This is a genomic window from Anaerofilum hominis (genome assembly GCF_014287275.1).
Lineage (GTDB): Bacteria > Bacillota > Clostridia > Oscillospirales > Ruminococcaceae > Pygmaiobacter > Pygmaiobacter hominis.
This window is the reverse complement of the sequence record NZ_JACONZ010000001.1, coordinates 602,998-622,202: the sequence shown is the minus strand read 5'-3', so window position 1 is coordinate 622,202 and position 19,205 is coordinate 602,998. Positions and strand designations below refer to the sequence as shown.

The window sequence follows — 19,205 nt, the reverse complement described above, 5'->3', positions numbered from 1 at the left end:
GGCCCCGGCTGGTCTGTAGAGAGGAAAAGCTGCTTCCTGGGAGCGGTTGGGCCGGTGCGGCCCTCAGAAGCTGAGCAGTGCGGGGTTGGGGCATACAGGACGGCCGTCAGAGGCCCGATGCCCAGCTGCGGCCACGCCTTTTTTCTCCTCGCTGCGGGCGAGCGGCCCGCGGACACGGCCGATGGGCGGCCGCAGCGAAAAAACGCTGCGCAGGGCCGCTGCCGGGCGCGAAAAAATGACGAAACGGAATAAGTCCCCCAGCCCCGGCCCTGCCGGGGCGTTTTGCGTTTGTGGGAAAAGGCACGGCCGCGCATAGCCGCCCCGGCTGCGGGCAGACTAGGGACGGAGGTGAGAGTTTTCATGGAAGAGAGAAAGACACGGTTTGAAAACGCCGGCAGGCCCGGCTTTAACGACGACGCCAGCACCCTGGACCGCTTTGCGCACCACGCGCTGAACAATCGGCCCAACGACGTACACGATACGGGCAGGCACGAGGCGGAGCGGCGGCAGGCGCAGCAGCGCAAACAGGAGGCGGAAGCCCGCGCGGTGCACGACCGCCTGCGGCAGGGAAACCCGCAGGACCGCCAGTGCGCGGGCCGCACAAACTGCATCCCCTCGTCCCAGCGCAATGCCCAGGCGCAGGCAAAACAGCAGATCAAGGGCAATCTTTACTATACCCAGATGGATGTGGAACTGAAAGATCATGGCCGCCGCTATACCGAAAGCGATGAGACGGTGGTCAGCAAGATGATCAGCAAAGAGGAATTTCCGCTGGGCTGAGCCCCGCGGAGATGGAATTTTCTGCCGCAAGCGCGCCCTGCGGACCCCAAAGGGCCCCGCAGGGCGCGCGTTTGTGCTGTGCGGAGCGGCGAAGACATCTCCCAAAGGCATGTACAGGGCTGCGGCGCGGCGCGGGCGTTTTCAGCCGCGGCGATCCCGCAGCTTTTGCTTTCCGCGGCTGCAGCCGCTCTTAGGGCGCGTGGCTTTCGGTTTTCTGCAGTTTTTACTTTCCGCGGAGGGGCTCCTCTGGGCCCGGTTGCTTTGAGCTCTCCGCCGCAGTCACTCCCCGGAGGCTGCGCGGTTTTAGCCTCTCCACTAGGGCCGCCATGCGGGCAGCGACCTTTTGCTGCACATCGCAGTTTTGCTTTCCGCGGCGGGGCCCCCTCAAAGCTGAGCTGCTTTGAGCTTCCTGCCGCAGTCACCCCCCGGAGGCCGCGCGGTTTTGGCCTCTCCGCCGCGGCCACTGCGCAGGCAGCGGCTTTCTGCCGTGCGACGCAGGCTTTGCTTTCCGCGGCAGTGCTCTTCTGCGCCAGGTGACTTTAGACTCTTCACAGCCGCCGTGGGGGCGGAGATGTTTTGCTGCATGTCGCAGCTTTGCCCTCCCCCGGCACTGCGGGCCGGAAAGCCGCTGCGCCGCGCAGACGGCCGTTTTTGAGACTTTGCAGCGCCGGGCCGAAAAAAAGCTGGTATTTTTGGGAAAGGCGTGCTATACTTTTATTGATAATTATTATCAATAAAAGGAGATGGCTTTTATGCTGCGCGATCCACTGGTCCTGGCTATGCTCGGCACCGGCTTTACCTTTGCCGCCACCGCGGTGGGGGCCGCCGCCGTGTTTTTTGTAAAAAAAGACGCTTCCCCGTCCACCCATCGGGCCTTTTTGGGGTTTGCGGCCGGCGTGATGATCGCCGCTTCGGTCTGGAGCCTGCTCATCCCCGCACAGGAGATGGCGGCAGAGCAGGGGATGACCGAGTGGCTGCCCACCACGCTGGGCTTTTTGACCGGCGGGGCGTTTTTGTTCCTGCTGGATCACCTGCTGCCCCACCTGCATAGGGGGGAGGAGAAACCCGAGGGGCTGCCCGCGCATCTCAAGCGCACCACGCTGCTGGTGTTTGCAGTGACGCTGCACAACCTGCCCGAGGGCATGGCCGTGGGGCTCTCGTTTGCCATGGCGGCCCAGGGCGGCATGGGGGCGGCTTCCCTTGCGGGGGCGGTGGCGCTGGCTTTGGGCATGGCGCTGCAGAACCTGCCGGAGGGCGCGGCCATCTCGCTGCCGCTGCAAAAAGAGGGGATGAGCCGCCCGCGGGCGTTTGTTTACGGGGCGCTGTCGGGCATTGTGGAACCGCTGGGGGGCCTGGTGGGCGTGCTGCTGGCGGTCACAATGGCAAGGGTGATGCCCTTTATGCTGTCGTTTGCGGCAGGGGCCATGATCTATGTGGTGGTGGAAGAGCTGGTGCCCGAGGCGAGCGGCGAGGGCCACGGGCACGCCGGGGTCATCGGCTCGATGCTGGGTTTCGCGCTGATGATGCTGCTGGACGTGGCGCTGGGCTGAGGGCCGGACGCCGCTTTTGAGGGCGCGCCGCGCCTCCGGCCGGCGCCCTGTGCGTTTGGGCCGGCGGGGGCGGAAAAAACTTCCTTCCGCGGCAGCTTCATGTTATACTGATGGGGTACAGGAAAGGAAGGGAAGCTTTATGGCAAATATCTGGCATGATATCAGCCCCGCCCGCATCAACCCGGAGGATTTTATCGCGGTCATCGAGATCGAAAAGGGTTCCAAAAACAAATATGAACTGGACAAGGAGACCGGCCATATCATCCTGGACCGCATCCTTTACACTTCCACCCATTACCCGGCAAACTATGGGCTGATCCCCCGCACCTATGCGGACGACGGCGACCCCCTGGACGTGCTGGTGGTGTGCAGCGAGAACATCCGCCCCCTTAGCCTGGTGCGCTGCTATCCCATCGGGGTGATGGCGATGCTGGATGCGGGCAAGATGGATGAAAAGATCATCGCCATCCCCTTTGAGGACCCGACCTACAACGAGTACCACGACATCAGCGAGCTGCCCGGCCATGTGTTCAGCGAGATGCGGCATTTTTTCACCGTCTACAAGAGCCTGGAGGGAAAAGAAACGGTGGTCAACGACGTCGCCGGCGCCGAGGAAGCAAAAAGAGTGATCCAAAAGTGTCTGGACGCCTACATTGAAAAGTTCTGCAGATAACAAAAACGAAAAGAAGGGCAAAAACGGCGCCGGTGCGCGCCGTTTTTGTCTGTTTTTAAAGAGGAGAGGACCTACATGAAACGCATTTTGAGCCTTGCCCTGGCGCTGGTGCTGACGGTTTCGCTGGCGGCCTGCGGCGGGGCGCCGGCTGCAGAGCAGACCCAGCAGCAGTTCGACGCCTATCTGGAGACGCTGCCCGCCCGGATGATGGACAGCAGCGACCTCAGTATCCAGTATCTGTTTGAGGATCCCGCGGCTTTCGGCTTTGACGACGCGGCGCTGCTGGAGCTGCCCTTTGCGGACAGAGAGGACTATGCCCAGGCCGACCGGGAAACGCAGGAGATGCTGGAAGAGCTGGCGGCGTTTGACGCCGAAAAGCTGGACGACAGCTCCCGCCTCACACTGGACATCCTGACCGATTATCTGCAGCGGTCTTTGAAGATCGGCGAGCAGTTTTATGAACAGGACAACAGCTATCTGGGCAGCTTTATCGGTTTTCAGGCGCAGCTGCCGATGCTGCTGGCGGAGTACAGGATCCGCACCCAGCGTGACCTTGACAGCTTTTACCACCTGATGGAGACCAGCGGCGAGACCTTTGAAAAATACGCCGACATGGAGCGGCAGCGGCAGGAGAGCGAGGTGGGCATGGGCCCCACCGTCATGAAAGAGGTGATCGGCCAGTGCGAGACCTTTGCCGCCGGGGACGCGGGCTTTTTGGTGGAGGCGATCGCCGAGGAGATCGACGCGGCCGATTTTTTGTCTGAAGAGGAAAAGGCAGCCGCCCGCGAGAGGAGCGAGGCCCTGATCCGGGGCGAATTTCAAAGCGCCTACCGCCGCCTGGGCGAGCTGCTGGCCGGCATCGAGATCAAAAGCACCGACCTTGGCCTGGCCCACCAGCCGCAGGGAAAGGAATACTACGAGGCCCTGCTGCAGGTGAGGACCGGCGTGGATATGACGGTGGAGGAGGTGCGGGACTACTTTGAGAGCAAGCTGGAGGAGGATATCCAGACATTCCGCGGGCAGCTTGCGCTGCTGTACCAGCAGGACCCCCAGCGCACCGCCGAATTTTTGGATGCGTTCGAGGTCGACTACGGCGATTTCGCCTCCGCCGAGGAGCTGATCGACTATCTGGGCGCCCAGTGCGCCGCCGACTATCCGGCCCTGGACCATTTGAACTACACCGTGATGCCGGTGGCCGAGTCCATGCGGGACAACTTCTCCCCGGCCGCGTATCTGCAGGGCCGCATCGACGCGCCCCGGGACGAGGCGGAGGTCATCTATATCAACGGCGCGTTTGAACCCGGCCTGTTTACCACTGTGGCCCATGAGGGATATCCCGGCCACATGTATCAGCACAGCTACTTCAAATCGCTGGGCCTGCCCGCCGTGCGGTATATGATCGACTACAACGGCTACAGCGAGGGATGGGCCACCTATATCGAGCACAACAGCGTCAAATACCTGCCCACCGGCGATGCAGGCTATGCCGCCGTGCTGGAAACAGACCGCGAGATCGTGAACGACGTCACCGCCCTGTCGGATATCGGTATCCATTACGACGGCTGGGACCGGGAGCAGTACGCGGCATTCATCGAAAACTATCTCTCGACGGATCCGGCGGCCCTGGACAGCCAGTTTGCGCTCCACCTGGAAACGCCCACCAACTATCTGCAGTATTTTTTAAACGGGAAGTTGTTCCAGGATATGCACGATGAAGCCCAGGAGGCGCTGGGAGAAAAGTTCACCGAGGCAGGGTTCCACCGCGTGCTGCTGGAGACCGGCCCCGCGCCGGTCTCCCTGATCCAGACGCAGGTGGACGCCTGGGTGGAGAGCCTGGCCCCGGCGCGCCGGAACGCGGCATAGGCGCAGGGGAAGATCACACAAAAGGACAGGGCGCGGCTTCGCTGTTTCCAGGAAGCCGCGCCCTGTCCTTTTTATGCGCCCGCCGGCGGATGGCCTTTGAAAGGGGCGCGCCGCAGGGGGCGGGAGCCCGACGCCGGCCGCGCAGTCAGAAAAGCCGCGCGCGGCGGTCTTTTTCGGCCGCGCGCTTTGTCCCCCCGCGCTCGCAGCGCTGCGGGGAGGTCAGCGGATTTCCCCCGCAGCGTCCCCGGCCGCGGCCCGCAGAAGCGCGGCAAGGGGCCCCGCCGCAGAGAGATCGACAAAATCCACTTTTTTGCCGTAGGTGTCCAAAAATTGCCGGTCCTCCCCGGTCTGGGCGTCACCCTTGCGCTCTATCATCCGCTTCATCATCCCCATCATCAGGCGGTGCAGCGGCGAGAGGGCGGCATAGTCCATTGCGCCCCTGAGGTGGAACACCGCCGCGTTTTCGCGCAGCGCGGCGGGCAGGGCGCGCTGTGCGGTCTGCTGCAATGCGGGCAGATCGGCGGGCTCTTCGGGATCGGCAAGGCCGCAGGTGAAAAAGATAAGGCGCTTGCCGCGCAGCTTTTCGGCGTTTTTGGCCAGCAGCTTCGCGCCGTTGACCCCGCCGGCATAAAGCCCGCCGCCCCAGACGACAACGTCCGCCCCGGCCAGCAGCGGGGCTGCGTCCCGGGCCTCCGCCAGCCGGGCGTGCAGCGCCTTTGCAATGCAGGCGGCATACCGACGCGTGGCCCCGTAATGGGACGCATAGACGACCAGAATGTGTTTCATCTCGTTTCCTCCATGGGGACGGCCTGCGCGCAGAGCGCCGCAAAGGCGTCGTCCATCATCCGGCGGGCCTCTTGGTCGCTGATCTCCACAGCGCCGGAGACCAGCATCGAGCAAAGCCCCTGGGTGTATACCAGCATCTGCAGGTGCAGCCGCCGGGCAGCCGCCGGCGGCAGGCCGGTCTGTGCGGCCGCGGCCCGCGCCGCCGCGGGGTCGGCGCGCTCGCGGTAAAGGGCGGCCAGGTCCCGGTGCCGCCGCAGGTCGGAGAGGAACAGCAGCCGGAAGAGCTGGGGCTCCTGCCGGGCAAAGAGGACCTGCGCCCACCCCCGGGCGCGGAAAGAGGGATCCTCCTCCAGCTGCGCCGCGACAAAGCTGCGATAAAAAGCGTCCGCCCGCAAAAAAAGATCCTCGCGCAGCGCCTCCATATTTTTAAAATAGCTGTAGACCGGCTGCACCGAGCACCCGGCGGCCGCAGCCACGCGCTGCACCGACAGACGCTCGTACCCGTCGGCGCGCACCAGCTCAAAAGCGGCGTCCAGCAGCAGCTCGCCGGTGATACGCTGTTTCGGCATTGGAATTCCTCCCGTTTCAATTAATATAATATATATTATATAATATTTATTATATTTGTCAACAAAAAAAACCGGGGCACAGCGGCCCCGGCGGCGGGATGTAAAAATTAAAGGTCGATCTCCATCAGGCGGCCCAGCGCGCAGATAAAGATGACAAGGCCGTCCAGCAGCTTTTTGCGGGGGAAACCCTCGTTGGCCCCGTGGATCCGCCCCACAAAGGGCGGGTGCTCGAGCCCTTCCTCCTCCACACCGAAGCTCACGGCGCAGGGCAGATGGCGGGCATAGGTGCCGCCGCCCATGGTGAACGGGGCGTCGCTTTTGCCGGTGAGGTCGTGATAGGTGCTGCGCAGGGCCAAAATGGGGGGCGCGTCCGGCGCGATGTAAAAGGGCGGGTTGACACGCACACCGCGCAGGACCATGCCCGCGGCGGCCGCGCGCTGGCTGAGCCGCTCGGTGATCTCGTCCCCGGTGATGGAGGTGGGGTAACGGCAGTCGAGGTTTTGGATCAGGGCGCCGTCCTCCATGCGGATCTGGCCGCCGATGATGGTGAGCGGGGTAAAGACGTCGTCCCGCGCGGCGATGCCCAGCAGCGCGCCGTCGCAGGAGATCGCCAGATCGCGGATCAGCTCCAGCGCGGCGCGTTCTTTTCCCGCGGCGAGCTGATTTTCCAGCAGATAGGAGGCGATCATGCCGATGGCGGAGCGAGAGCCCTCCGGCGCCGAGGCGTGGGCGGCGATGCCGGTGGCTTCGAGGCGCGCCCCGCCGGAAACGGCGGTCACGGTGATCCCCTCTGCGGCGGGCAACTTTTCGGCGGGCAGCGCGACCACGGCAAAGGCGTGGTCGGGTACCACGTTGGCGGCCAGACCGCCCTCAAAGTCCCGCAGCACCCCGTCCAGCGGCCCGCTGACGAACTCGCCGCCAAAGCCGCCCTTTTCCCCGTTGCAGACCGGGAAAGCCGCGTCCGGCGTAAAGGCGAAGTCGGGCGCCGGGTGGGAGGCCAGATAACTGCTCAGGTCCTCCATACCGGTCTCTTCGGCCGTGCCCAGCAGCACCTCGATCCCGTGGCGCGGCCGCTGGGGCAGGTCGGCAAAAAATTTTGCGGCCCAGAGCGCCAGCACCGCCGGTCCCTTGTCGTCCGCCACCCCGCGGCCCAGCAGCCAGCCCTCCCGCTCGGTGAGAAGATAGGGGTCGGTGTCCCAGCCGCTGCCCTCCGGCACCACGTCCAGATGGGCGATCATCCCCACCGTTTTTGTGCCGGTGCCGGGCACAAAAGCGCGCCCCATCACTTCAAGATCCTCGGCCGCAAGCCCTCTCTCGGCCGCCAGGGCGAGCCCCTCTCTCAGCGCGGCGCGGGGGCCGGGGCCAAAGGGGGCCCCGGGCTCCGGGGTGCCCCGCACGCTTTTGACGGCGACCAGACGGGCGATGTCGGACACGATCTCCTGTTCATGGCGCGCGGCGAATCGTTCCGCCTCTGCCCTGAGTTGTGAAAAATCCATTTTATGCCTCCCGGTTGGGCTCTCGCCCGTATTTTGTTCGTGTTCCATTATACCATTTTAAGCGCGCATTTAAAACAGCGGCGCGCCCGGGGGAAAAGCCGCGCCGGCAGACAGAAACGAGGCGTCTGTGGTATAATAAGCGCAAAGCGGCCGCGGCGAAGCCGAGCCCCGACGCTTTTGCCGCCCGCCCCCGCGCGCAGGGCGGGCGCCCCTGCGCGGACGCGATGCCGTTTGGCACTTGGCGTTCGCGGGATGCGGGCCCCGGCGCCGCGGGCCCGCAGAGACGGGAACCAAAAGCGGGAAGCCGCGTTGCCGAGATCACGGAAAAAAGCGGCCCGCGCCGTGGGAGCCGGGCCGCTGCAAGCCGGGCACGGGCGTGTTTTTGCGGCCCGGCGGCGTTTTTGCCAGCCTGGGCCGCCCGGGGCGGCGGATAAGAAAAGGAGCAGAAAAAACGGTATGGAAAAAGGAAAATTTTTTAAAAAACGCGATCTCATCGTGCTTTTTGTTTTGCTGGCCCTGGCTGCGGCCATCGGCTTGTTCTATCTGACCCGCGGCGCGGGGGCAAAAGCCACCGTCACGGTGGACGGCGGCGGGGCCTGGGAGATCGACCTGTCCCGGGACGAGATCTATCACATCGAAAACGCCGCTCTGCCCGTCACCCTGGAAGTGAAAGATGGGAAGATCCGGTTCATCGATTCCCAGTGCCCCGACCACCTTTGCGAGGGGTTCGGGTTTATCGGCAGCGAGGGGGAATATGCCATCTGCATGCCTGCGGGGGTGGCGGTAAACATTTACGGTTGAAAAGGACGCGGCAAAGAGAACGCTTTTGGGCAAACCGCCTGAAAGCGTCTCTTTTTTTTGTGCATCATTACGTTTTTTAATGACACCATTACAAAAACTATACCATTTCCTTACCAAATGATGCTATACTGATTTTGCCTGTGGATTTTGACACGCCCCGACAGGAGGCGTCAAGTTCCGCACCGGCAGAGCACAACAGAAAAAAACAGACGACAGCGGGGGATTCGATGGATATTTTTTCCGTTATTTCACTGGCCGGCGGCATTGCCCTTTTTCTCTATGGAATGAGCATCATGGGCTCCGGCCTCGAAAAGCTCGCAGGCGGCAAAATGGAGGTCATCCTGAAAAAGCTGACTTCCACCACCGTCATGGCGGTGATCTCCGGCGCAGTGCTGACGGGCCTGATCCAATCCTCTGCGGCGACGACCGTCATCGTCATCGGCCTGGTCAACTCGGGCATCATGCGGCTGCCGCAGGCCATCGGCGTCATCATGGGCGCCAACATCGGCACCACCGTCACCGGCCAGATCATCCGTCTGGCGGATCTGGGCGGCGACAGCATCTTTCTGCAGCTGCTCAAGCCCACCACCATCGCGCCGGTGTTCGCGTTTGTGGGGGCTATCCTGTTCGTCTTTTTGAAGACCCCCTCCAAGCGCAACATCGGGCAGATCCTCATTGGCTTCGGTATCCTGTTCACCGGCATGTTCACCATGGAGACCTCGGTGGCGCCGCTGAAGGACAGCCCGCTCTTCCTCCAGCTGTTCGCCAGCCTGGAAAATCCGATCCTCGGCATCATCGCGGGCGCTCTGGTCACCATCGCCATCCAGAGCTCGTCGGCGTCGGTGGGCATCCTGCAGGCGCTTTCCACTACCGGCGTGGTCACCTGGGGCAGCGCGATCCCCATCATTCTGGGCCAGAATATCGGCACCTGCTCCACCCCGCTCATCGCCTCTATCGGCGCCTCAAAGGGGGCAAAGAGGGCGGCCTTTGTCCATCTTTACTTCAACCTCATCGGCACCTTTGTCTTTATGGCGGTGCTTTACGGCATAAAATACACGGTGGGTCTGCCTTTCTGGGAGGGCGTGATGAACCGCGGCGACATCGCGAACTTCCACACCTTCTTCAACGTGGTCACCACCCTGTTTTTCATCCCCTTCACCAAGCTGCTGGCAAGGCTTGCCACCCTTACCATCCCGGACAAGGGCGACGAGACGATGGACAACGATATGCCGGTGCTGGACGAGCGCCTGTTCGGCTCGCCCTCCGTGGCCATCCAGCAGGCGCGCGGCGCGGTGGAGAAGATGGCGCACAACGCGCGCCTCAACTATGAGGCGGCCATCCCCCTGCTGTACAGCCACGACCTGGAGGCCATTGCCCAGGTCAACGCCCGCGAGGACGTGGTGGACAAGCTGGAATATTATATCGGCAATTATCTGGTCAAGATCGCCGACCGCGAGCTGTCCGAGACCGAGAGCCGCAACGTCTCCGACCTGCTGGCGTACATCACGGAGTTTGAGCGCATCGGTGACTACAGCATCAACGTGGTGGAGCGCAGCGGCGAGATCTTTGACAAAGAGATCAGCTTTTCAGACTCCGCCCGGCGCGAGCTGAACGTGCTGGACGGCGCGATCAAGGAGATCATCCACCTGGCCGAGCGCAGCTTCCGCCACAACGACGCGGCCCTGGCCGCCAGTGTGGAGCCGCTGGAGGAGACGATCGACAGCATCTGCGACCTGCTGCACAACCGGCATATCGAGCGGCTGCAGAACGGCCAGTGCGCCATTCAAAGCGGCGTGGTCTATCTGGAGGTGCTCACCAACCTGGAGCGCATTGCGGACCACTGCTCCAACATTGCCGCGCGGGTGATCGGCAACGAGGCGGAGGACGGCCAGTTCGACGCGCACGAGATGCGCCGCAAGCTGCATGACGGCTATGTGGAGGATTACAACGACCGCCTGCAGAGCTATGAGCTGAAATATCTCTCCCCCATCCGGGAAGAGGGCTGAAGCGCTGAGAACCGACGGAAACGCCGCGTTTCCCCCGCCGGGAGCCGCACAGGCGGCGGCGGGGAAGAGCGCTTTCCGGGGTTTCCGGCGGCGCAGCCGCGGCGGGCGCGGGGTGGCCGGCACAGATCAGTCTTGATTTTTGGACAAATGAAAACAGCCTCTGCAGAGCGGAGGCTGTTTTTTGATCTCACGCTTCTGCCGACCCGGCGGCCCCAAAACGCTCTGCGGCTCCTCTGCGGCTCAAAAGAAATTCAATGGAACGGTCATCAGCCGGGTGGAAGACCTGAGACCGGGCGGCAAAAAGGAGGCGGCCGATATGGACCTGGAAGCGTTGAAAGCGCAGTGGCTTAGGGAAGAGCGCGACGCCCATATCCGCGGATGGGATTTTTCCCATATCGAGGGGCAGTACGAGGAGGGCGAAGACATCCCGTGGGATTACGAGGCGGTCGTGCGCAGTTACCTGTCGCCGGAGCTCCGCTTGCTGGACATGGATACGGGGGGCGGAGAGTTTTTGCTGGGCCTGGGCCATCCCGGTGAAAACACCAGCGCGACAGAGGGGTATCCGCCCAACGTCGCCCTGTGCCGGTCGGTCCTGCCGCCGCATGGGATCGATTTCCGCGAGGCCGCAGACGTGCGCCGTCTGCCGTTCGGGGACGGCGCGTTCGATATCGTGATCAACCGGCACGGCAGCTTTGACGCCGGAGAGCTGGCCCGCGTTTTGAGACCGGGGGGAGTCTTTGTCACGCAGCAGGTGGGGGCGGAGAACGACCGGGGCCTGGTCGAACTGCTGCTGCCCGGCACCCGGCCGCCCTACCCGGAGCAGTATCTGGAAAAAGCCTGCAGAAGATTTGAGGACGCGGGCTTTGAGATCCTGCAGGCGCGGGAGGCGTTTCCCAGGATCAGGTTCTACAGCGTCGGCGCGCTGGTGTGGTTTGCCCGGGTCATCCCGTGGGAATTTCCGGGCTTTTCTGTCGAGCGCTGCTGGGCGGGCCTGTGCAGGGCGCAGGAGCTGCTGGAACAAGAGGGCGTGATAGAGGCGTCCACGCATCGTTTTCTGCTGGCGGCGTCCCGGATGGTACAGCGGAAAGGCGGGGCGGGGGACCGCTGCTGACCGCGTGGGTGCCCCGGCGATCCCGGCTGCCGGGCCGGGCAGAGGGGGAGTCGCCGGGGCGATAAAATGCGCCCTGCCTGCCACATTTCCGACGTTTTTCCTATATGAATAACAGAGGGGACCGAAATGGGTCTGTTTTGCTTTGTTCCGGAAAGGAGGAGCCGGCATGCTGGAGGACTGTGCCATTGTCGAGCTGTACTGGCAGCGCAGCGAAGAGGCGATCCGGGAGACGGCGCGCAAATACGGCGCGTATTGCCGCACCATCATCCGCAATATCCTGGGCAGCCATGAGGACACCGAGGAGTGCGAAAACGATACCTGGCTTTCCGCCTGGAACGCCATGCCCACCAAACGGCCGGACCGGCTGGCGCCGTTTTTGGGCCGCATCGCCCGCAACCACGCGCTGGACCGGTATGACTACAACACCGCAAAAAAGCGCGCCGCGCCGGCCGCGCTGCTCATCGACGAGCTGGCCGGCTGCCTGCCCGGCGGGCAGGAGGTGGAGGAGGCGCTGGATGAGCGGGAACTGGCCGCCCTGATAACGGCGTTTTTGCGCACCCAGAACAGGACGGCGCGCGGCGTGTTTTTGCGCCGCTACTGGTATGCGGACCCGATCGAATCTATTGCGGCGCGGTATGGGCTGACCGAGGTCAACACCCGCACCCTGCTCAGCCGTACCCGCGCCCGGCTGCGGACCTATCTGGAACGGGAGGGGGTGCGGTTATGAGCGGGGAAAAGCTGCTGCGGGCCATCGGCTTGGTAGAGGACGACCTGATCTTGGAGGCGGACCAGACGCCTGCCCCGCGCAAGGAGAAAACGACACTCCGGCGCTGGCTGCCCCTGGCGGCCTGCGCGGCGCTGGCCTGCCTGCTGCCGCTGCTGCTGCGGGCAGGCGATCGGTACGCCTCTGCCGCACCGGGCACTGCCGGCGCCGAGGCGCTGGATGAGACCGCCCAGCAGAACATGCAGGATGCGGGCGGAGGCGCAGCCCCCCAGGCCTTTGCGCTGGGCGAAAGCGGGGGCGGAGGGTTTGGCTTTGAGGGCCTTTTGGAGTTCGCGCCGTCGGAACTGGAACGCGGCTGCCCCTGGCAGCCAGGCGATGCGGTGGACAGCCTGCCGGTCTACAAAAACGGCAGTACCCTGTATCTGAGCGGAGCGGCCCGGTTCACGCTGGACGCGCAGCAGATGGAGGCGCGGCTGCGCGAGCTTGCCGCAAAGCTGGGCTATGCGGTGGAGGAGGTCGAGATCTCTCCCACCGAGAGCGAGATAGCTGAGATCTGGGAAAAGCTGCAGGGCGCCGACAGCCTGACGGTGGAGCTGAACACCCGGCCCTACCGCGCTGCGGCGGAATGCGGCGGAGCGGTACTGGCGGTGGACGCGGGAGGCGACCTGACCGTGGAGTTCCGCGAGCCGATCGCCCTGCCCGCCGGGTATGACTTCACGGCGGACGCCGGTGCGGCGGAGGCCGGGCGGACGGCGCTTTATCTCTGGTCGGTCTACGGCGAGCCTTTGGGGCTGTCCCAGCCCATGCCGCGGCTTTTTCAGGACTACACCTACGAGGGGGAGGCCCATCGGGAATTCGCTGTTTTCGAGGGCAGCGGCACGCTGGCGGACCAGCTGCTGCAGTTCAGCCTGGGCGGCCTCACTTTCTGGAACGATGAACAGGGACGGCTGTACGGCTTCCGCCTGTCCGGCGCCGGCGCGGCGGGGGAGAAGCTGGGCGACTATCCCGTGGTCTCCTATAAAGACGCGCAGACGCTGCTGGCGCAGGGGGTCTGCCTTACCAGCGTCACAGAGGCCTTTCCCGGCATGGAATATCTTGCGGCTGCCGAACTGGTGTACCGGGTCGGCTCTGACACGGTAGCGCCCTACTATCGGTTTTTGGTCGAGCTGCCCTCCCTGGAAAGGGAAAACGGCCTCAAGACCTATGGGGCCTACTATGTGCCTGCGGTGGAGAGCGCCTATATCACCGACATGCCCTCTGCGCAGTGGCAGGATGCCGCCCCCAGCCTGCCGCCGCAGTGAAGCGGCGTTCAGCCTTTTTCACGGGAAGTGAGAAAACCGTGAAAAAACTTGACTTTGGGGCCGCGCGGACTATACTGTACCTCACAGAACGGATTTTAAAAGACAGGGGGGCGGTACGGTCATGAAGTACGCGGTGGTCTATATCAGCAAAACGGGAAATACGGCCAAGGTGGCGCGGGCGATCCGGGAGGCGCTGCCGGAGGGGAGCTGCGTCGCTTACGGCGCGCCGGGAGAGGCCGCAGCGCGGGCCGATCTGATCTTTGCGGGCTCCTGGACCGACAAGGGGGCCTGCAGCGGGGAGATGGCGGCTTTTCTGGCCGGGCTGTCCGGCAAAAAGGTGGCGCTGTTCGGCACGGCTGGGTTCGGCGGCTCACAGGAGTACTTCGACACGGTGCTGGCCCGCATGGCAAAAGCGCTGCCGGCGGACTGCTCGATGGCGGGCGGATTTTTGTGCCAGGGACGCATGCCGCAGGCGGTGAAGACCCGGTATGAGGCCATGGTGAAAGCGCAGCCGATGGACGCGCAGGCGCGCGCGATGCTGGACAATTGGGCCTTGGCCTATCCGCATCCGGACGAGGCCGACCTGGAGGCCGCGCGGGCGTTCGCGCGCCGGGTCGTGCGGGAAAACGGCGGGGAAAAATGAAAGAAAAGACAGCGGGGACCGCAGTATGCGGTCCCCGTTATTTTTTAGCGGACGTGGGGCGGCGCACCGGCCCATTTGCCGGCGCCGGTGAAACGGGCTGCGGGGACGCCTTTTGCGCGTTTTAAGCTGCTGCGCCGGGAAAAAGCCCTGCGGCGGCGCGTGCGCAGAGGGGGACAGTTCCGGCGCAGCGGGCAGCCCGGCCGCGGCAGCCTGCGGCAGCGCATGCACAGACGGGGACAGGGCGGAAAATTTTGCAGATGTTTCACAGAAAAAACAGTTGACCTTTTTGCCGACGCTGCGTATAATGATAAACGTTAAGCGCTTAACTGTTTGACGCTTAACATTTTTTCGGAAAGGAACGGAGAGATGGAAAATCGACGGGACGAAGTGACGCGGGCGGCCCAGCGGCTGCACGAGATGTCGATGCTGCGGCGGATCATCCTGCAAAAGGTGACCCAGGGCATGGACCTGTATTTCGGGCAGCTGCGGGTCGTGGAGTATATCGCCGGCCACGACGGCTGCACCCAGGCGGAGGTGGCCCAGAGCATGATGGTCACCCCGGCCTCCATGGCGCTGACGGCCAAACGCCTGGAAAAGGCGGGCCTGCTGCAGCGCGAGGTGGACGAGAGCAGCCAGCGCTGCAAGCGGCTGTCGGTGACCCCAAGGGGCCATGACCTGGCCGCGCGCTGCCGGGATTTTCACGACGAGTTCGACCAGCGCACCTTTGAGGGCTTCAGCGAAGAGGAACTGGCCGCGCTGAACGCCTTTTTGGGGCGGATGATCTGCAACATCACAGGCGAGCCCTATCCGCCGCAGGACGGCTTTGTGCCCATCGGCCAGCTGGAAGCCCGCCTGCGCGAGAGCCGCAGGGAGAGAGAGGAGAGAAAACGAACGTGAGACAACTGCTTTCTTGTGTGGGGAAGTACAAAAAACAAACGCTGCTCACGCCGGTCATGGTGATCGGCGAAGTGGTGGTGGACATCATGATCCCGCTGCTGATGTCCCGCATCATCGATGTGGGCATCCAGAACAGGGACGTGGGCTATGTGGCGCGCGTCGGGGGCCTGATGGTGCTCTGCGCGCTGGTGGCGCTGGCGTTCGGCGCGCTGTCCGGCCGTTTCGCGGCAGTGGCCAGCATGGGCTTTGCCAGAAACGTGCGCCAGAAGCTCTTTTACAAGATCCAGGACTTTTCATTTGCCAACATGGACCGGTTTTCCACCGCGTCGCTGGTGACGCGGCTCACCACCGACGTCACCAACACCCAGATGGCCTATATGATGTGCATCCGCATGCTGGTGCGCGCGCCGATCATGCTGATCTGCGCCACCGCCATGACGATCAGCATCAACGCCCGGCTGGCGATGATCTTTTTTGTGGCGATCCCGGTGCTGGGCACAGTGCTGTACCTGATCGCCACCCGCGCTTATCCGCGCTTTCAGGCCATGCTCACCAAATACGACGGTCTGAACGCCCGTGTGGAAGAGGGGCTGATCGCCATCCGGGTGGTCAAGGCCTTTGTGCGCCACGAGTACGAGGAGGAAAAGTTTGAAAAAGAGGCGGACGCCCTGCGCGCGGCGCAGAAGCGGGCGGAAAAACTGGTGATCCTGAACATGCCCGCCATGCAGCTGACCATGTACGCCTGCATCATCTCCATCCTGTGGTTCGGCGGCAACATGATCGTGGGCGGCGTCATGGGCACCGGCGAGCTGATGAGCTTTATCAGCTATGTGACCCAGATCCTGATGTCCCTGATGATGCTCTCCATGGTGTTCGTCAACCTGGTGCTGTCCCGCGCCTCGGTGCGCCGCATCACCGAGGTGCTGGACGAGACGCCGGATATCGACGACAGCGCCGCGGACCCGGGCGCAAAGCTGGAGGATGGCTCGATCGAGTTCAAAGACGTCTCTTTCAGCTATTCCCACCGGCCGGATAACCTGACGCTGCAGCATATCAATCTGTCCATCAAAAGCGGCGAGACCATCGGCATCATCGGGGGCACCGGCAGCGCAAAGACCACGCTGGTGCAGCTTATCCCGCGCCTGTACGACATCGACGGCGGCGAGCTGCTGGTGGGCGGCAGGGACATCAAGGAGTATCCGCTGGAGGCCCTGCGGGACGGGGTGGCCATGGTGCTGCAGAAAAACGTGCTCTTTTCGGGCACCATCGCAGACAATCTGCGCTGGGGCGACGGCCAGGCCACCGGGGAACAGCTGCGGGCGGCCTGCCTGGCGGCGGACGCCGACGGGTTTGTATCGTCTTTCCCCGACGGCTATGAGACCGATCTCGGCCAGGGCGGCGTGAACGTCTCCGGGGGACAGAAGCAGCGCCTGTGCATCGCCCGGGCCCTGCTCAAAAAGCCGCGCATCGTCATTTTGGACGATTCCACCAGCGCGGTGGACACCGCCACAGACAGCCGCATCCGCGGCGCGCTGCGCACCCAGCTGGCGGGCACCACCACCATCATCATCGCCCAGCGCATCACCTCGGTGATGGACGCCGACCGCATCGTGGTGCTGGACGACGGCAGGATCAGCGCCGTGGGCACCCATGACGAACTGATGAAGACCAGCGAGATCTACCGCGAGGTGTATGAATCCCAGCAGAAGGGGGTGGCGTAAATGGCGGGTCCCATGCGCAAAGCTGTTTCAAAGCCGAAGAATCTGCGGGCGACCCTCAGCCGCCTGCTGCGCTACCTGGGCGCTTACCGCGCCCAGCTGGCCCTGGTGGTGGTCTGCATCCTCATCAGCGCCGGCGCCTCGGTGACCGGCACCTACTTTTTGAAACCGCTGATCAACAATTACATCCTGCCCCTTGTGGGGCGGCAGGGGGCGGATCTGTCCGGGTTCGTCTCGATGCTCTGCCTGCTGGGGGGCATCTATCTGTGCGGCGCCGCCAGCACCTGGGTATACAACCGGCTGATGCTGAACATCTCCACCGGCACCCTCTACCGGCTGCGCACCGATCTTTACAGTCATCTGCAGAGCCTGCCCATCGGATATTTTGACACCCACACCCACGGCGAACTGATGAGCCGCTTCACCAACGACGTGGACGCGCTGCGCGACATGTTCTCGCAGAGCTTCGCCCAGCTCATCAACTCGGCGGTCACCGTCACCGGCGTCTTTATCGGTATGCTGCTGCTCAGCCCTGCGCTCACCCTCATCACGCTGGCCATGCTGGCGGTGATGCTGCTGGTGGTCAAGGGCATCGGCAGCCGCAGCGGCGCGTTTTTCAAGCGGCAGCAAAAGGCCATCGGCCGCGTCAACGGCTATATTGAAGAGATGATCGACGGCCAGAAGGTGGTCAAGGTCTTTTGCCATGAGGACAAGGCGAAACAGGAGTTTGACGCCCTCAACGACGAGCTTTGCCGCGCCGCCACCAGCGCCAACACCTTTGCCAATATCCTGATGCCCGTCATGGGCAACCTCTCTTATATCCATTACGCCGTCACCGCCATCGCGGGCGCCGTGATGGCCATCGGCGGCGGCATGGACATCGGCACCATCGCCTCGTTCCTGCAGTATACCCGCTCGTTTTCCCAGCCCATCACCCAGATCTCCCAGCAGTTCAACAATGTGCTCATCGCGCTGGCGGGCACCGAGCGCATCTTTGAAGTCATGGATGAAAAGCCCGAGACGGACGACGGCTATGTGACGCTGGTGAACATGGAGCGCGGGGAGGACGGCCGCCTGCGGGAGGCGGACCATCACACCGGCCTGTGGGCCTGGAAACATCCGCACCAGACCGGCGGCCTGGATTATACGCCGGTAAAGGGGGACGTGGTGTTTGACCATGTCACTTTCGGCTATGACGAAAAAAAGACGGTGCTGCGGGATATCTCGCTCTATGCAAAACCGGGACAGAAGATCGCCTTTGTCGGCTCCACCGGCGCGGGCAAGACCACGATCACCAACCTGATCAACCGCTTTTACGACGTGCCCGACGGCAAGATCCGCTACGACGGCATCAACGTGAACAAGATCAAAAAGGACGACCTGCGCCGCTCGCTGTCCATGGTGCTGCAGGACACCCATCTGTTCACCGGCACCGTGCGGGAGAACATCCGCTACGGCAAGCTGGACGCCAGCGACGAGGAGATCGAGCGCGCGGCGAAGATCGCCAACGCGGATGGATTTATCCGCCATCTGCCGCAGGGGTATGACACGCTGCTCACCGGCGACGGGGCCAACCTTTCACAGGGGCAGCGGCAGCTGATCGCCATTGCCAGGGCGGCGGTGGCGGACCCGCCGGTGCTCATCCTGGACGAGGCGACCAGCAGCATCGACACCCGCACCGAGGCGCTGATCGAAAAGGGGATGGACGGCCTGATGGAGGGGCGCACCGTCTTTGTCATTGCCCACCGGCTGTCCACGGTGCGCAATTCCAACGCCATCATGGTGCTGGAGAACGGCGAGATCATCGAGCGCGGCACCCACGACGAGCTGCTGGCCCAAAAGGGCAAATATTACCAGCTCTACACCGGCATGTTCGAGTTGTCCTGACAGGGGCAGGCTGCTTTTCTGCAGCCGGGATTGAAAGTTCCTCAAAGACGATTTGTCGGGGGAGCATTCCCCGCCGTTCCGCGGGGAGGCGTGGAGCGAAACGTGCCCACGCCCATTTTCTGGATGCTGCCGGGCAGCCGCCGCCCGCAAGAGCGGCATGGATTGAAATTGCCTGGTATGCGGCCCGGCGCGGTGCTTTTGGGTCGGCGGCCCTCCCCCCGCAGGGAGCGCCGCGGCCTGAAGCCGCTGCGCGCCCCCTGCGTGTTCCCCGGCGGCGGATGACCGCGCGCTTGGGCCCGTCCGCGGCCCCGGAGGGCGCGGCGGCCGGCCGGCAGCCGCTGCCGGGCGGCGGCGAATAAACGACAAAAAAGAAACGCTTTCCCACGGCTGGCTCAGATGG

Annotated in this window: 16 protein-coding genes; 13 read left to right on the top strand and 3 right to left on the bottom strand. The window is 63.6% G+C overall.

Features of this window, described 5'->3' with window-relative positions; all coding sequences use genetic code 11:
- Positions 1–360: 360 nt before the first annotated feature.
- The 4 genes from H8S23_RS02735 (at position 361) to H8S23_RS02720 (ending at position 4,866) form a co-directional block, all read left to right on the top strand.
- Entirely contained in the window at positions 361–780 is a 420-nt protein-coding gene (locus H8S23_RS02735; RefSeq protein ID WP_186886768.1) for a hypothetical protein, read from the top strand.
- Between the two features lie 752 nt (positions 781–1,532).
- Positions 1,533–2,330, top strand: a complete 798-nt coding sequence (locus H8S23_RS02730) for a ZIP family metal transporter (protein WP_186886767.1) — start codon at positions 1,533–1,535, stop codon at positions 2,328–2,330.
- A 139-nt stretch (positions 2,331–2,469) separates the two neighbouring features.
- Positions 2,470–3,003 (top strand): inorganic diphosphatase, encoded by a 534-nt coding sequence (locus H8S23_RS02725; protein ID WP_186886766.1) that lies wholly within the window; start codon positions 2,470–2,472, stop codon positions 3,001–3,003.
- A gap of 75 nt (positions 3,004–3,078) precedes the next feature.
- Positions 3,079–4,866, top strand: coding sequence for a DUF885 domain-containing protein (locus H8S23_RS02720; RefSeq protein WP_186886765.1), 1,788 nt, complete (start codon positions 3,079–3,081; stop codon positions 4,864–4,866).
- Positions 4,867–5,085: 219 nt separating this feature from the next.
- Here H8S23_RS02720 and H8S23_RS02715 read toward each other — a convergent pair whose 3' ends face one another.
- The 3 genes from H8S23_RS02715 to H8S23_RS02705 all read right to left on the bottom strand — a co-directional run bounded on the left by H8S23_RS02715 (position 5,086) and on the right by H8S23_RS02705 (position 7,717).
- Positions 5,086–5,652 (bottom strand): flavodoxin domain-containing protein, encoded by a 567-nt coding sequence (locus tag H8S23_RS02715; RefSeq protein ID WP_186886764.1) that lies wholly within the window; start codon positions 5,650–5,652, stop codon positions 5,086–5,088.
- Complete coding sequence (locus H8S23_RS02710) at positions 5,649–6,221, bottom strand: TetR/AcrR family transcriptional regulator (RefSeq protein ID WP_186886763.1); 573 nt, start codon at positions 6,219–6,221, stop codon at positions 5,649–5,651. The genes H8S23_RS02715 and H8S23_RS02710 overlap by 4 nt, the downstream gene beginning before the upstream one ends.
- A gap of 107 nt (positions 6,222–6,328) precedes the next feature.
- Positions 6,329–7,717, bottom strand: coding sequence for a Sapep family Mn(2+)-dependent dipeptidase (locus H8S23_RS02705; protein WP_186886762.1), 1,389 nt, complete (start codon positions 7,715–7,717; stop codon positions 6,329–6,331).
- Between the two features lie 456 nt (positions 7,718–8,173).
- On the opposite strand from H8S23_RS02705, the gene H8S23_RS02700 reads away from it, so the two are divergent.
- The 9 genes from H8S23_RS02700 to H8S23_RS02660 all read left to right on the top strand — a co-directional run bounded on the left by H8S23_RS02700 (position 8,174) and on the right by H8S23_RS02660 (position 18,805).
- Positions 8,174–8,518, top strand: a complete 345-nt coding sequence (locus H8S23_RS02700) for a NusG domain II-containing protein (RefSeq protein ID WP_186886761.1) — start codon at positions 8,174–8,176, stop codon at positions 8,516–8,518.
- Positions 8,519–8,745: 227 nt separating this feature from the next.
- Entirely contained in the window at positions 8,746–10,524 is a 1,779-nt protein-coding gene (locus tag H8S23_RS02695; protein ID WP_186886760.1) for a Na/Pi cotransporter family protein, read from the top strand.
- A 181-nt stretch (positions 10,525–10,705) separates the two neighbouring features.
- Entirely contained in the window at positions 10,706–11,635 is a 930-nt protein-coding gene (locus tag H8S23_RS02690; protein WP_341479878.1) for a methyltransferase domain-containing protein, read from the top strand.
- A 166-nt stretch (positions 11,636–11,801) separates the two neighbouring features.
- Positions 11,802–12,362: an RNA polymerase sigma factor gene (locus H8S23_RS02685; protein WP_243165810.1), complete on the top strand. Its 561-nt coding sequence runs from the start codon at positions 11,802–11,804 to the stop codon at positions 12,360–12,362.
- A complete protein-coding gene (locus H8S23_RS02680) occupies positions 12,359–13,660 on the top strand; it encodes a hypothetical protein (RefSeq protein WP_186886759.1) in 1,302 nt (433 codons plus the stop codon). Before H8S23_RS02685 ends, H8S23_RS02680 begins: the two co-directional genes overlap by 4 nt.
- Positions 13,661–13,781: 121 nt before the next feature.
- Positions 13,782–14,303: a flavodoxin family protein BilS gene (gene bilS / locus H8S23_RS02675; RefSeq protein WP_186886758.1), complete on the top strand. Its 522-nt coding sequence runs from the start codon at positions 13,782–13,784 to the stop codon at positions 14,301–14,303.
- 366 nt (positions 14,304–14,669) lie between these two features.
- Positions 14,670–15,200: a MarR family winged helix-turn-helix transcriptional regulator gene (locus H8S23_RS02670; protein ID WP_186886757.1), complete on the top strand. Its 531-nt coding sequence runs from the start codon at positions 14,670–14,672 to the stop codon at positions 15,198–15,200.
- Positions 15,197–16,921 carry an ABC transporter ATP-binding protein gene (locus H8S23_RS02665; RefSeq protein WP_341479877.1) on the top strand — a complete coding sequence of 575 codons (1,725 nt, stop codon included), beginning with the start codon at positions 15,197–15,199 and terminating at the stop codon, positions 16,919–16,921. The genes H8S23_RS02670 and H8S23_RS02665 overlap by 4 nt, the downstream gene beginning before the upstream one ends.
- Positions 16,922–18,805 carry an ABC transporter ATP-binding protein gene (locus H8S23_RS02660; RefSeq protein ID WP_186886756.1) on the top strand — a complete coding sequence of 628 codons (1,884 nt, stop codon included), beginning with the start codon at positions 16,922–16,924 and terminating at the stop codon, positions 18,803–18,805.
- Positions 18,806–19,205 lie beyond the last annotated feature (400 nt).